This is a genomic window from Kribbella sp. NPDC055071 (assembly GCF_053608045.1).
In genome coordinates this window covers 326,459-339,532 of record NZ_JBSGUS010000005.1, presented here as the reverse complement: position 1 = coordinate 339,532, position 13,074 = coordinate 326,459, and the positions used below count along the sequence as shown (strand labels likewise).

Annotated in this window: 11 protein-coding genes and 1 pseudogene; 4 read left to right on the top strand and 8 right to left on the bottom strand. The window is 67.7% G+C overall.

Translation table 11 applies throughout. The features are described 5' to 3' along the window. Positions 1 to 23: 23 nt before the first annotated feature. The 4 genes from ACWF4Z_RS11940 to coaE all read right to left on the bottom strand — a co-directional run bounded on the left by ACWF4Z_RS11940 (position 24) and on the right by coaE (position 4,036). A complete protein-coding gene (locus ACWF4Z_RS11940) occupies positions 24 to 968 on the bottom strand; it encodes a hypothetical protein (RefSeq protein WP_452242987.1) in 945 nt (314 codons plus the stop codon). Beyond that, entirely contained in the window at positions 965 to 2,047 is a 1,083-nt protein-coding gene (locus ACWF4Z_RS11935) for a hypothetical protein (RefSeq protein ID WP_452242986.1), read from the bottom strand. The genes ACWF4Z_RS11940 and ACWF4Z_RS11935 overlap by 4 nt, the downstream gene beginning before the upstream one ends. Continuing rightward, positions 2,044 to 3,204, bottom strand: coding sequence for a PrsW family glutamic-type intramembrane protease (locus ACWF4Z_RS11930; protein ID WP_452242985.1), 1,161 nt, complete (start codon positions 3,202 to 3,204; stop codon positions 2,044 to 2,046). The genes ACWF4Z_RS11935 and ACWF4Z_RS11930 overlap by 4 nt, the downstream gene beginning before the upstream one ends. Before the next feature lie 202 nt (positions 3,205 to 3,406). After that, a complete protein-coding gene (gene coaE, locus ACWF4Z_RS11925; RefSeq protein ID WP_452242984.1) occupies positions 3,407 to 4,036 on the bottom strand; it encodes a dephospho-CoA kinase in 630 nt (209 codons plus the stop codon). An 84-nt stretch (positions 4,037 to 4,120) separates the two neighbouring features. Between coaE and ACWF4Z_RS11920 the strand changes: the two genes are divergently transcribed. Next, the gene (locus tag ACWF4Z_RS11920; protein ID WP_452242983.1) at positions 4,121 to 4,684 is read left to right on the top strand and encodes a hypothetical protein; all 564 of its coding nucleotides are present in this window, start codon (positions 4,121 to 4,123) and stop codon (positions 4,682 to 4,684) included. A gap of 63 nt (positions 4,685 to 4,747) precedes the next feature. Here the strand turns inward: ACWF4Z_RS11920 and rpsA are convergent, their stop codons facing one another. Continuing rightward, positions 4,748 to 6,226 (bottom strand): 30S ribosomal protein S1, encoded by a 1,479-nt coding sequence (rpsA, locus tag ACWF4Z_RS11915; protein WP_452242982.1) that lies wholly within the window; start codon positions 6,224 to 6,226, stop codon positions 4,748 to 4,750. A 262-nt stretch (positions 6,227 to 6,488) separates the two neighbouring features. Next, on the bottom strand, positions 6,489 to 7,361 hold the full coding sequence (locus ACWF4Z_RS11910) for a phosphotransferase family protein (RefSeq protein WP_452242981.1): 873 nt from the start codon (positions 7,359 to 7,361) through the stop codon (positions 6,489 to 6,491). A gap of 25 nt (positions 7,362 to 7,386) precedes the next feature. On the opposite strand from ACWF4Z_RS11910, the gene ACWF4Z_RS11905 reads away from it, so the two are divergent. Further along, on the top strand, positions 7,387 to 8,181 hold the full coding sequence (locus tag ACWF4Z_RS11905; RefSeq protein WP_452242980.1) for a class I SAM-dependent methyltransferase: 795 nt from the start codon (positions 7,387 to 7,389) through the stop codon (positions 8,179 to 8,181). 8 nt (positions 8,182 to 8,189) lie between these two features. Further along, positions 8,190 to 9,227 (top strand): acyltransferase family protein, encoded by a 1,038-nt coding sequence (locus ACWF4Z_RS11900; protein WP_452242979.1) that lies wholly within the window; start codon positions 8,190 to 8,192, stop codon positions 9,225 to 9,227. A gap of 805 nt (positions 9,228 to 10,032) precedes the next feature. Here the strand turns inward: ACWF4Z_RS11900 and ACWF4Z_RS11895 are convergent. Further along, positions 10,033 to 10,737, bottom strand: a pseudogene (locus tag ACWF4Z_RS11895) (alpha-(1->3)-arabinofuranosyltransferase domain-containing protein); the annotation flags it as partial. Positions 10,738 to 10,851: 114 nt separating this feature from the next. Between ACWF4Z_RS11895 and ACWF4Z_RS11890 the strand changes: the two are divergent. After that, positions 10,852 to 12,093 carry a polysaccharide biosynthesis protein gene (locus tag ACWF4Z_RS11890; RefSeq protein ID WP_452242978.1) on the top strand — a complete coding sequence of 414 codons (1,242 nt, stop codon included), beginning with the start codon at positions 10,852 to 10,854 and terminating at the stop codon, positions 12,091 to 12,093. 3 nt (positions 12,094 to 12,096) lie between these two features. Here the strand turns inward: ACWF4Z_RS11890 and ACWF4Z_RS11885 are convergent, their stop codons facing one another. Next, positions 12,097 to 13,071, bottom strand: a complete 975-nt coding sequence (locus tag ACWF4Z_RS11885; RefSeq protein ID WP_452242977.1) for an ABC transporter permease — start codon at positions 13,069 to 13,071, stop codon at positions 12,097 to 12,099. Between the last annotated feature and the right edge of the window lie 3 nt (positions 13,072 to 13,074).

The window sequence follows — 13,074 nt, the reverse complement described above, 5'->3', positions numbered from 1 at the left end:
CTCGTGAGGTCTGAAGGGATTGATCACAGACTGTCGAGCACGCTCTTCTTCATCGTCTCCGCGTCCGCCTCGGCCTTCTGGGCGAAGTCGACCCGGGTCCGGAAGTCCAGCGCGGTCACGACCTTGTCCTTGCGCCGGTACGCCTCGACGTAGCCCTGGACCTTCACGTCCGCGCCCTTCGAATCCTTGGCGGTGGAGGTGTAGCTGATCGCGACGCACTCCTCCAAGACGTCCTTCGGGCACGGCAGGTTCCGCACGTTTCCGAGCTGGGCGATCTCGTTCTCGGTCTCGCCCTCGACGATGCCCAGCACGTACGCCGACGCCGTCACGTTCTCCTTCTGCCGGACCCAGAAGAACGACCGCGGTTCGCCGTTCGGCGCGTACGTGACGAGCTCCTTGCCGTTCTTCTCCTTCGCCAGGATGCTCCAGCCCTCGAGCGGTACGACGGAGACGCCGAAGCCGACCGGGATCGCGTTCGCGGGCGGCTGGTACGACGCGGTCGGCGTACTCGCGGTCGGCGTCGGCGCCGGAGGTGGCGTGTCGGCCTTGTTGTCTCCCCCGGACAGCAGGACCAGCGCGACCGCGACGATCGCGACGACGACCAGGCCGGCGCCGATCGGGATGAGCAACGGCGGGAACCGCGGGCCTTTCTTCTCCGGCGGTGGCCGCCGCAGCGACGGCGCCCCGACCTTCTCACCCCAGGCCGAGCTCGTCTCGGTCGCCGGACCCGGACCAGAAGCCGGTCCAGGTCCGGGACCTGGGGACGGCTCGGCCGGGGTGTTCCAGGGTGAGCCGTTGTCGGGCGGGGTCGACCAGGGCGACGACGAAGGCGGCGGCGGGACCTCGAGATTCCACGGCGACGGCGGCAGTGCCGGCTCGTCCGGCACCACCGCATCGTCCGCGCCCGGCCCTGGCTCGTTGACCCAGGGATTGCCTCCGCCGGTGCCCTTGTCGCGCTTCCCGCTCATTCGCTCCCGATCACCGACTGCAGCATCGCCGTCGAGTTGGCCTGCAGCGCGGCCGCCTGGTCCTTGCGCCCGTACACCCGGATGATCGTGATCACGCCGTCGTTGCGCTCGATCACGCCGACCAGCCCGATCACCGGCAGGCTGCCGCTCTGCGAAGCGTAGGTCGCGTCGAAGGTCCGGGTGGTGACGAGCTTGACGTTCGTCTTGTCGTCCGGCCCTGGCGTGGTCACCTTCGGCTCGCCGAGCTTGGCGGAGGTGAGGTCCTTGGTCTCGATGTCCAGCAGCTTCGGCAGCACCGTCGCGGTGGTCTCGTCCGGTGCGGCCTTCCAGGCGTTGACCATGAAGTAGCCCTCGCCCTGCTTGAGCAGGTAGACGCCGGTGAACCCCTCGGTGGTCTTGCGGATGTAGCCGGACGCGGGCTTCACGTAGACGCCTTCGGCGACCGCGATGCCCTCGTCGACGCCGGTCGGGTTGGCGCTCTGCGCAGTCGTCGGCTTCGGGTTCGGGTCGGCCTTGTTGTCGTCACCACCGCCGAGGACGACAGCCAGGAGGACACCGATCAGCGCGACGACGACGAACCCGCCGCCCGCGAGGAACAGGATCTTGTTGCCACCCTTGCCCCGCGGCTTCTGGCCACCGTACTGACCCCACTGCTGCTGCGGCCCGCCGTACTGCTGCTGCTGACCGGGGTAGCCCGGCTGCTGCGGATACTGCTGCTGGCCGGGGTACTGCTGCTGTCCCGGCTGCTGCTGCCCCGGGTACGGCTGCTGACCCGGCTGAGGTGGCTGCTGGCCCGGATAGGGCGGCTGACCCTGGTACGGCGGTTGCCCCGGCGGCGGGCCGTATCCCGGGGGTGCCTGCGGCGGACGCCCGTACCCAGGCTGTCCCTGTGGTGGGCCCTGCGGCGGACCCTGGGGCGGCTGACCGTATCCGGGCTGCTGCCCGTACCCCGGCTGCCCCTGCTGCGGCTGCTGTCCATAACCAGGCTGGCCCTGTGGCTGGCCCTGTGGCTGGCCCTGCGGCCGGCCCGGGTACGGCGGCTGTCCACCCTGACCGTATGGAGGTTGCTGGTTGCTCATGCCTGCGTCTCCCCAGAATTCGGCCCGGAATTCGGCCCAGTCGTCGCTTCGTATCCGCTCGCACCCGCTGTGGCCACAACGCCCCGGGCCGACTTCGGCACGGACCGCACCGAGTTGCCACACGCGGAGCAGAAGTCGGAGTGCGGCAGCAGCGGCATCTCACAGCGCGAGCAGAAGGCCAGCTCGCCCGATGCGTGGTTGGAGCCACCGCGCGCGGCCGACTCCAGCGCCGCCTCGAGCAGACCCTTGTGCAGCACGGTCCGCACCCGGATGATCAGCGCGCCGAGCAGTACCAGGCCCCAGACCACACCGAGGATCGCACCGACGGTCGAACCCTGGCCGCCGACGAATCCGAGCAGGTAGACACCGCCCTGGAACAGCGCGTTGACCACCATCGCCTGGAGCAGTCCGAACACCCAGCGCGGGGTGAAACCGTCGTACCCCTCGCCCAGGCCGGAGAACTCCGCGCCCGCGAGTCCGGTGGCCGATCCGTAGATCAGGGGCTTGATGAAGCCGTGCAGCAGCACGATCGAGATCCACGTGCCCGCACTGCTGCCCGGACCGGCGAACCCGCCACTGATCCAGCCCCAGTGCAGCACCAGCGTCTCGAAGCACGCATACCCGACGCCGGCCACGACGCCGAAGGTGAAGCCGTCCATCAGGTCGTCGTACCGCGGCCGTGAGGCCAGGTAGAGCGGGCCGATCTGGCGAATGAGCTCCGAGACCACGGGGACCAGCAGGAGCAGGATCAGCAGGTCACGACCGGACGGGCCGGCCTTGTTGGCGCCGATCGTGTCCAGCGAGAGCCCGATCTTGTCCGACCACAGCCAGGTGAACACCGCGGCCAGTACGCCGGTCAGCACGAAGGCCGCGGCGACGACCGGGATCGGCTCGTCCTCCCAGAGGTTCACGTCGTACAAGTAGAGGATGTAGACGATCGGGATCGCGAAGGCCGCGATCATGATCGCTACCGGCAGCGCACCGAGCGCGGCCGTCACGACGGTCAGGAGCAGCCCGATGCCGAGCGCGACCTTGTACGTGTACGGCTGCTTGCCGGAGCCTTGCGGCATGATCGTCGAGACAAGTTTGAACGACGCCACCGGCTCATCCGGCCTGGCGGCGTACGCCTTCTTTCGCTCGGCGTCCCCGGAGTGCATGTCGTTGCCACAGTGATGGCAGAAGTGCGACACCTCGGGGACGTCAGAGTTGCAGCGCGGGCAGACCACGCCAACCTCCCAACCTCGGACATCCGGACCGGCGCGGGGGCGCGCCGTCGGTGGTCACGACCCGATCAGTCGGGCCGAACCGGGACAGATTCTCGTACAGCCGGTCCCACAGTCATCATTTCCCGCGCAAGGGTCATCTTTTCGTGTCCGGACCGTGCCCTGCCTCAGATGCCGCGCGGGAGCTGAGGACGGTCCAGATCTCGTCGAGCCGGCGATCCAGGTCGGCGAGCGTGCCGGAGTTGTCGACCACCAGATCGGCGGCCGCGAGCCGGTCGTCGCGCGAAGCCTGGCTGGCGATCCGCCGCTTCGCTTCCTCCGCAGCCATCCCGCGCTGTGACGTCAACCGCTCCACCTGCACCTCGACCGGTACGTCGACCACGAGCACCACGTCGAACTTGCCCGCCTGACCCGTCTCGACCAGCAACGGGATGTCGTGGACGACGATCGCGTCCGCCGCCGCCTGCGCCTCGAGCTGCGCGGCCCGGGCCCGAACCCGCGGATGGGTGATCGCCTCCAGCCGCCGCCGGGCCGGCTCGTCGCTGAACACGATCCGCCCGAGTGCGGGCCGATCCAGCTCGCCTTCGGCGGTCAGTACGTCGTTCCCGAACGCCTCGACCACCTCGGCCAACCCGTCGGTGCCCTTGGCGACCACCTCGCGCGCCAGCACATCCGAGTCGATCACCACGGCCCCCCGCGCCGCGAGCCGCGACGACACCGCGCTCTTCCCGGACCCGATCCCACCAGTCAGTCCAACTCTCAGCACGCCAGCACCCTACTCACGCGCCTAACATGGCCTATGGGGTGGTGGCGACGCCGGGGTGCGGAGGAACTGCGCAAGGTCCGGTTGATGGCTGAGGGTGACGTCGTCCAGTTCGGTGAGGAGCTGGCGCGCTTCGACCCGGGTCCGGAGTCCGGATCGGACTACCAGGCAGCGCTTGACGCCTACGAGTCCGCCCAGCGGATCGTGGACAGGCTACGAACCGATGCGGTTGACGAGGTCGTCGAACTGCTCATCGAGGGACGGTACGCGCTGGCCTGTGCCCGGGCTCGATCCACGGGAGCGCCGCCGCCTGAACGTCGGTCTCCCTGCTTCTTCAACCCACAGCATGGACCGTCGAGCACCGACGTGGTCTGGACCCCAGCCAGTGGACCGACCCGCCGCGTGCCGGCGTGCGCGCAGGACGCCGCGCGCGTACAGGCCGGCGAGGACCCACCGGTCCGGTACGGCGAGGTCCAGCTGCCGGAGTGGGACGGGGTGACTCCGAACGAGCCCTACCGCCTGGGGTTCTTCGCCGGAGTGGCCCGGGCGCAGATCAATGCGGTGATGGGCGAGCTCAAGGGTGAGGGCCGCGGCCAGTGGGGCAACGACTTCGGCGGCCGGCGAAAACGCAAGCGCCTGCCCTACGACTGACGCACGAGGCCCCCACACCCAGTGGGTGCGGGGGCCTCGGTAGTGCGACCTACCGGATCAGGATCAGCCCTGGCCGGTCAGCTTCTCGCGGAGCGCCTGCAGGGCCTCGTCGGAAGCGAGCGCACCCTCGACGGGCGCGTCGTCCTGCGGGGCCGCCGCGGAGGAGTACGTCGACGCCTCGCCGGCCTCGACGTCCGCCGTCTTGGCGTCCTCGATCTGCTTCTTGTGGGCCTCCCAGCGCGCGTGGGCCTCGGCGTACTGCCGCTCCCACTCCTCGCGCTGCTTGTCGAAGCCCTCGAGCCACTCGCCGGTCTCCGGGTCGAAGCCGTCCGGGTAGACGTAGTTGCCCTGGTCGTCGTACGTCGCGGCCATGCCGTACAGCGTCGGGTCGAAGTCGTCCGACACCGGGTCGAGACCCTCGTTGGCCTGCTTCAGCGACAGCGAGATCCGGCGACGCTCGAGGTCGATGTCGATGATCTTGACCATCGTGTCGTCGTTGACCTGGACGACCTGCTCCGGGATCTCGACGTGACGCTCGGCCAGCTCGGAGATGTGCACCAGACCCTCGATGCCCTCCTCCACGCGGACGAACGCACCGAACGGAACCAGCTTGGTGACCTTGCCGGGCACGATCTGGCCCATCTGGTGGGTCCGGGCGAACTGCTGCCACGGGTCTTCCTGGGTCGCCTTCAGCGACAGCGAGACGCGCTCGCGGTCCATGTCGACGTCCAGCACCTCGACGGTGACCTCCTGGCCGACCTCGACCACCTCGGTCGGGTGGTCGATGTGCTTCCAGGACAGCTCCGAGACGTGCACCAGACCGTCGACGCCGCCGAGGTCCACGAACGCACCGAAGTTGACGATCGAGGAGACGACACCCTTGCGGATCTGGCCCTTCTGCAGCTGGGTGAGGAAGTTCATCCGCACCTCGGACTGCGTCTGCTCCAGCCACGCCCGGCGGGACAGGACCACGTTGTTGCGGTTCTTGTCCAGCTCGATGATCTTGGCCTCGATCTCCTGGCCGACGTACGGCTGGAGGTCGCGGACCCGGCGCATCTCCACCAGGGAGGCGGGCAGGAAGCCACGCAGGCCGATGTCCAGGATGAGGCCACCCTTGACGACCTCGATGACGGTACCGGTGACGACGCCGTCCTCTTCCTTGATCTTCTCGATCGTGCCCCAGGCCTTCTCGTACTGGGCGCGCTTCTTCGAGAGGATCAGACGGCCTTCCTTGTCCTCCTTCTGGAGAACCAGGGCCTCGACGTGATCGCCGACGTTGACGACCTCGTTCGGGTCGACGTCGTGCTTGATCGACAGCTCACGGGAAGGGATGACGCCTTCGGTCTTGTAACCGATGTCGAGGAGAACCTCGTCCCGGTCGACCTTGACGATGGTGCCCTCGACGATGTCGCCGTCATTGAAGTACTTGATGGTCTGATCGATCGCCGCGAGGAAGTCTTCCTCCGACCCGATGTCATTGACCGCTACCTGCGGGGTGGTGCGCACTGCGGGGTCGAGAGGTGCCTCGATGCTGGCCGTCATGTGGTGGGTTGCTCCGTGGACTGGTGGTGTTGTGCGGTTGCGCCATGAACGTTGGATCGCACCCAACCGCTGGATTGCCTGAAAGACGACAGATTCACCACCGACTGCTTGCGAGCACGAGCCTGCTCCGTCCGAGGTCGCGCGGGCCCATAGCGCATCTCACAGAATACCGGTCTTGACGAAGGCAGCACAACCTGGGGCACCCGGTCGCTACCGGCCACCACCTCATTGGCCGCCGAGGTCTCCCGACGTGCCACTCAGATCAATGTACGACGTCCAGCTCCGGCCGGTCGCCGGCCAGGTGTCCCGTGTCCGCCATCCGAGCCACCAGCGCGTACGCCGCGGCCGCCACCTCGTGCTCGACACGCCGGGAGGCGAGGTCGAGCAGCGCCCACAGATCCGCGGCCCGGCCGAGGTCCACCAGCGGCTCGCCGAGACTCAGACCGCTCCCCCGCAGCACGCTCAGAACCGCCTCGGCCAGGACTGTGTCGGTACAGAACCGGAGCAGATTGCCCAGATCGGCGTACGGCGAACCCGCGTGTGCGAATTCCCAGTCGATCAGCCCGGTGATCCGCGCGGTGGCCGGATCGACCAGCAGATTCTTCGGATTGAAGTCGCTGTGCACCAGGCAAACCCGATCGACTCCGTCGGCCAGCAGGTCCTCGGCTTCGGACAGGACTTCGGACAGGTCCAGGCCGAGGTTCAGGTTGGCGACGTACTGGTCCAGGTCGCCGAGATCGAACGGTTCAACGGTCAGATCCCCGTCCTGAAACATCCCGGACCGCAGGAACGGCATCCCGCTCAGTCGTGCCAGCAGTTCGCCGAGCTGCGTGCCGACTGTGCGCCGTTGGTCCTCCGTGGCCGTCTCGAGGAACACCTGCAGGTTCACTCCGGGTAACCGCTCGGTCAGGAGGTACGGCGGGTCCTCGTACGAGCCCTCGCGCTTGAGATCCAGCACTCGCGGTACCGGGAGCAGCCCGTGGACCAGCTGCAGCAGGGCCGCGTCCACAGCCGCCCGCTCCGGGTGGGCGGGGTAGAGCTTGATCACCGCCTCCTCGCCCCCGGCGCTGACCGCGAAGGTCTGCCCGCCGTAGCCGCCGGTCAACGGGACCGCGCTAGCCGCTAAGTCGCTCATACCTCCGAACACTAGAGTTTCCCGCGTGATCGAGCCGGTGCGGGTGGAGTTGACCGAGGCGGAGACGTCGCGGGCTAGTCGGGCCTACTGGAACTCGGCGGCCGGGGAGTACCTGGCCGAGCACGGTGACTTTCTCGGCGACGACCGTTTCATCTGGTGCCCCGAAGGTGTCGACGAGGAGCACGCGCAGTTGCTCGGTCCCGTCCGTGGCAAGCGCATCCTCGAGGTCGGGTGCGGCGCCGCGCAGTGTTCGCGGTGGCTGGTCGGGCAGGGAGCGAACGTGGTCGCCTTCGACATCTCCATCGAGCAGCTGCGACTGGCTCACCAGCTCGACGTCCGCACGGGCACCTCGGTCCGCACAGTTGCGGCCGACGCCGTTGCACTCCCCTACCGCGACGCCGCTTTCGACATCGTCTGCTCGGCCTTCGGCGCGCTGCCGTTCGTCGCGGACGCCGAAACCGCGCTCCGGGAGATCGCTCGCGTCCTGACGCCGGGTGGTTTGCTGGTGTTCTCGGTGACGCATCCGTTCCGCTGGACGATGCCGGACGACCCGACACCCGCCGGTCTGCGGATCACGCATTCCTATTTCGACCGGACGCCGTACGTGGAGGTCGACGACGCGGGTACGCCGATCTACGCCGAGCATCACCGCACGACCGGCGATTGGATCCGCGCGCTGACCGACGCCGGCTTCGTGATCGACGACCTGCTCGAGCCGGAGTGGCCGGCTGGGCACGACCTGGTCTGGGGCGGATGGGGTCCGGAGCGTGGCCGCTTGGTCCCCGGCACCGCCATCTGGTCGGCCCACCGTGCTGTATGAATGCGCAGATGAGACACAGGTTCCCGGCCTTCGACGGCCTGCGAGCGATCGCCGCGCTCGGCGTGTTGGTGGCGAACGTCGGGTTCGGCAACGCGATCCTCGCGCGGCTGGACGTCGGGGTGGCGATCTTCTTCGCGATCTCCGGGTTCCTGCTGTACCGGCCGCACGCAGTGGCGTGGTTCGAGGGCACAGCGCCGCCGCTGACCCTCCCGTACCTGCGTAACCGGGCGCTAAAGACACTGCCCGTCCTGTGCATCGCAGTGCTGCTGTTTCTCCTGCTGGTGCGGGACAAGGACGCACTGGTCTGGTCTTCGCAGCTGTGGATCGTGCTGACCGCAGGCACCTTCTACGTGCTGCTGCCTGCGCTCGCGAAGCTCCTGACGGCGTACGAGCGTCCCACTCGACGCAGCGTCCGCTGGCGCCTCGCCGTACTGGGGCTGTTCACCCTTCTCGGACCGGCGTGGATGGCTGCCACCGCTACAGCGCATCCGCGGGCGGCACTGTGGCTGCCTGGGTACGTCGGTTGGTTCGCCGTCGGCATGGGGTTCGCCTTGTGGCAGGTGGCTCGGACCAGCGGCCGGCTCCCGTCGTCCGCGCGGGACACGCTCATCACGATCCCTGGGACGGTCTGGGGAATCGGTGTGGCTCTGCTGCTGATCGCAGCGACCCCGGTGGCCGGGCCGTACGACCTGTCCACGTCCACCCCGGCCCAGGCCGTCGTCAAAAGCCTTCTCTACACGGGAATCGCCGCATGCACGCTCTTCCCGGCCGTGACGCCGACCGCGCGGACGCTGCAGGTCCTAGGCGACCGGAGCGCCGTGATCGGTGGACATCTCGCGTACGGCGTCTTTGCCTATCACCTGATCGTGCTGGACGTGATGCAGCGATTCACGACCCAGCCCGTCGTACTGTTCGTCGCAACGCTCGTGCTGTCGGTCGGGCTCGCCGGAGCGTCTTATTACTGGATAGAGCGGCCAATCCGAGCACGGTCAGCAGGGCGAGCAAGCCAACCAGCAGTCCGGCCCGATACAGCCGATCGGGCCTGAAGCGGGCGTTCACCACCTGCTCGGGTCCGGTTGGCAGGACCCAGCCCTGTTGCCAGCCGGCGATGCGGATCGGGGTGAGCTTGTGACCCGTTCCGTCGTACGCCTCCCAGCCTTTGCTGTAGTTCTGCGCGATGGTCAGCACTGACTGCTCGGCTGCGGCCGGGACCTCGACAGTGAGTGCTGCGGCGTTGGGGCGCCAGACGTCCACGTCCTGCACCGGGGTCACGGACACGTTCCCGAAGCCCGCCTTGGTCAGCGTGGTCACGGTCGGCACGAATCCACCACCAGCCAGCGCATCCACCGTGTGACGGCCGGCGGGCAACGCCACGGCAGGCTCACATGCGCTGAACGCAACAGACTGCCGCTGCGTCAGCTCCTGCTCGGTCGCCTTGACCTGCGTCTCCACCGGCACGCCGTCCACCCGGACAGCCGGTCCGTTGCCACACCCCACCGCAGTCTTTGCTCCGTCCTGCGGCACCGCGGTCCCGTGCAGTTGGTACGACGCCGCCTGCGGAAGCTCAACGCTCCGGAGCGATCCGGATCCGTCCTGACCGTTCCTGAACACCACGACGCTCGGCTGGCGTTCACCTGGCGCCGCAGCATCGGTCTGGATCAAAGGCAGACCGCTGAAGTCCACGACATCCGAGCTGGTGACAGCAACCCAGTCACCGCCAACGGCCGCCATGGCAGTCGGTACGTCGTCCGCAGTGCCGCGGATCTCCACGAGCCGCGACTGTGGCACCAGTCGTCCATCAGCCACGGCGGTAGGGCGCTTGAGCTCCGGGGAGATCCCGGGATCGTAGTAGTTGACCAGCAGCAGTGGTACGACCCACCAGATCGACACGGCGACCACGCAGCCGACCCAACCGACCGCCAGCTTCAGCGTGGTCCGATCCAACCGGCGGGTGAGCAGCCAAAGCACCGGCAGTACGAGCGTCGCACCTGCCGCGATCGGATCAGCTCCCCCGACCAGCGCGAACGCTATGGCTGACCAACCGACCCGCCACCAGCCGGAACGAGCCCGCGGCGTGACCAGCGGCAGCAACACCCACGGCGCCAATGCCAGCGGCCAGGCGTGGACGCCGAGCACCACTGCGATGAGTGCGTAGACCACGGCGGCTGCGAACCGCATCCCGGCCACGCCGTACTTGAGGACGCCGGCCAGCTTCCAGACCCCAAGCAATGCGACACATCCAGCCAACGCCAACCACAGTCGCTGGGTGATCCAGCCGGGCACCGAGACTGCGTCCATCAGCCAGTAGAACGGCCCCATCGGCAGCAGATAGCCGTACGCCTGGCTCTGCACCTGGCCGAACCCGACGTGCGGATCCCACAGATGCAGAGCCTGGGCAACGAAAGTGTCGGGGTCAGCGATCAGCCCGGGAACGGCACTCGGCAACACCTTGCCCGGCGCTCGGTGCAAGCACAGCGCGATCACGAAAAGGCAGGCCAGCACAAGCCTCGCCCGCCAGACCACCTGCGCCGCACCAACCGCCTTCAGTCTCCACATCAGGCGGGAACAGTAGCGGATTGGCCGGTCCGCTTCGTCGGCCAGGAGTACCGGACCTTATTCTTTAACAGGTCTCATACGTCGGTGCCGGCCTGTCGAAGGAATCACTAGAAGATGATCACGCCGGCACCAGAGCCCCAGACACCGCGGATGGCGTTCCTGCGCAGCGCCACGGTCGTTGCCGTCGGCATGGCAATCATGAACGTCGCCGCGTACGGCTTCACGTTGATCGGCTCGCACCGGCTGATCCCGGAGCAGTTCGGCGCGATCACCGCGCTGCTCGGTCTGGTGCTGATCGGCAACGTCGCCTCGCTCGGTCTGCAGGCCACGGGTGCCCGCAGGCTCGCCACTCACTCCGGCGAGGGCTTGGCCGATGCCATGCTCAAAGCAGGACGTCGTACGGCGCTGGGGCTGACCGTGGTCTGCCTGATCGCGACCCCGCTGTTCAGGTGGCTGCTGCACATCGACTCGGTGGTGGCAGTCCTGCTCGTCGCTCCCGCGCTCGGGTTCCTGACGCTGATGGGGTCCCAGCTCGGTGTGCTGCAAGGCAGCCAACGGTGGACGGAGCTGGCCGGCGTCTATACCTCGGTCGGTGTCGGCCGGCTGCTGTTCGGTGGCGGTGCCCTCTTCATCCACCCGTCACTCGACTCGGCGATGATCGGTCTCGCTGTCGGTGCCGCCGTACCCGCTCTGCTGGGTGCGTTCCTGTTGCGTGGGTCTTCCGGCGCTACCGCTGCGCAGGTGAAGGAGGTGCTACGGGAAACGGTGCACGGCACTCACACCCTGCTGGCGTTCTTCGCGATCGCGAACGCCGACGTCCTGTTCGCGCGGGCATTGCTCGACGGGACGGACAGCGGCTACTACGCGGCCGGGGTGATCGTGGCGAAGGCGTGTCTGTTCCTCCCGCAGTTCGTCATCGTGATCGTGTTCCCGTCGCTGGCCAGCTCCCCCGGTGACACGCTGCGGCTGCGGCGGGCGATCCAGGCGGTCGGTGCACTCGGGGTGTGCGCCATCATCGGCACCCTCCTGCTGCCGGACCTCGTGGTCGCGATCATCGGCGGTGCGGACAAATACGCACCACTCGGCCCTTACACCTGGCTGTTTGCGATCTCCGGCTCGGCGTACGCCGTACTGCAACTGGTCGTGTACGCCGCGATCGCCCAACAGGAGAAGCGCGCACCGCTGGTGATCTGGGCCGGCCTGGTCGTGCTGGCGATCGCGGCCGGGATCGTGCTCGGCGCGCACGTCGCGACCGGCCTGACCGGCGTCAAGGTGCTGGTCGCGATGACGAGCGCCTGCGCACTCCTCCTCTCGGCTGTCCTGGCGGCAGGCCTGCACCGCCAGGCAGCCGACTAGGCCTCACCAGAGGCTGCTCTTCGCGAATCGGCGGGCGATCGTGTTCGCGAGCACGAGCAGGACCAGGCCGATGACGGACCGGAACAGCCCGATCGCGGCCGCATAGCTGAACTGCGGAACCTGGGATGCGAAACCGAGTTTGTAGACATAGGTGTCGATGACTTCGGACGTCTGTAGGTTCAGCGTGTTCTGCAGGAGCAGGACCTTCTCGAAGCCCGACGTCATGATCGTGCCGATGTTCAGGATCAGCAGGATCACCGCGACCGGCCGGATCGCCGGCAGATCGATGTGCCAGAGCCGGCGCAGCCTGGACGCGCCGTCGACGATCGCAGCCTCGTGCAGCTCCGGCGACACGCTCGTCAGCGCGGCCAGATAGATGATCGCCGAGAACCCCATCGTCTGCCACGAGCTCGACCAGACGAACAGATGCCGGAAATAGTCCGGGTTGTTCAGTACGTCGATCGGCCCGATCCCCAGGTGGCCGAGGAACTGGTTCAGTACGCCGCTGTTCGGGTCGACGATCACCACGATCACGCCCACCACGACCACGGTCGAGATGAAATGCGGCGCGTACGTGATCATCTGGACCGAACGGCGGTACCACCGGCGGCGGGCCATGTTCAGCCCGAGCGCCAGCAGGATCGGCGGCCAGAACGTCGCGAACAGCTCGTAACCCTGGAGGATCAACGTGTTCTTGATCAGCCGCCAGAACTGGTAGGACTCGGCGAACCGTTCGAAGTACTTGAAGCCGACCCACCGACTCCCGATGATGCCGTCGACGACGTTGTAGTCCTTGAACGCGATGATCGCGCCGTACATCGGCCAGTAGGCGAACAGCGCCAACCAGATCAGCGGCAGGGCCAGCATCGCGTAGAGCTGCCAGTTGCGCCGGATCCGGATGCGCAGCGCGACGGCGTGCTTGGCCGGCTTGCTGGAGCTGTGCGCGGGCGTGGTTCGTACCAGAGTTTCGGTGGCCATGGC

Coding starts and splice junctions, on each gene's coding strand:
- ACWF4Z_RS11935 (WP_452242986.1), bottom strand. CDS start 2,047: ATGAGCAACCAGCAACCTCCATACGGTCAGGGTGGACAGCCGCCGTAC.
- ACWF4Z_RS11910 (WP_452242981.1), bottom strand. CDS start 7,361: ATGAGCGACTTAGCGGCTAGCGCGGTCCCGTTGACCGGCGGCTACGGC.
- ACWF4Z_RS11885 (WP_452242977.1), bottom strand. CDS start 13,071: ATGGCCACCGAAACTCTGGTACGAACCACGCCCGCGCACAGCTCCAGC.
- ACWF4Z_RS11930 (WP_452242985.1), bottom strand. CDS start 3,204: ATGCACTCCGGGGACGCCGAGCGAAAGAAGGCGTACGCCGCCAGGCCG.
- rpsA (WP_452242982.1), bottom strand. CDS start 6,226: ATGACGGCCAGCATCGAGGCACCTCTCGACCCCGCAGTGCGCACCACC.
- ACWF4Z_RS11940 (WP_452242987.1), bottom strand. CDS start 968: ATGAGCGGGAAGCGCGACAAGGGCACCGGCGGAGGCAATCCCTGGGTC.
- ACWF4Z_RS11900 (WP_452242979.1), top strand. CDS start 8,190: ATGAGACACAGGTTCCCGGCCTTCGACGGCCTGCGAGCGATCGCCGCG.
- ACWF4Z_RS11890 (WP_452242978.1), top strand. CDS start 10,852: ATGATCACGCCGGCACCAGAGCCCCAGACACCGCGGATGGCGTTCCTG.
- ACWF4Z_RS11920 (WP_452242983.1), top strand. CDS start 4,121: ATGGCTGAGGGTGACGTCGTCCAGTTCGGTGAGGAGCTGGCGCGCTTC.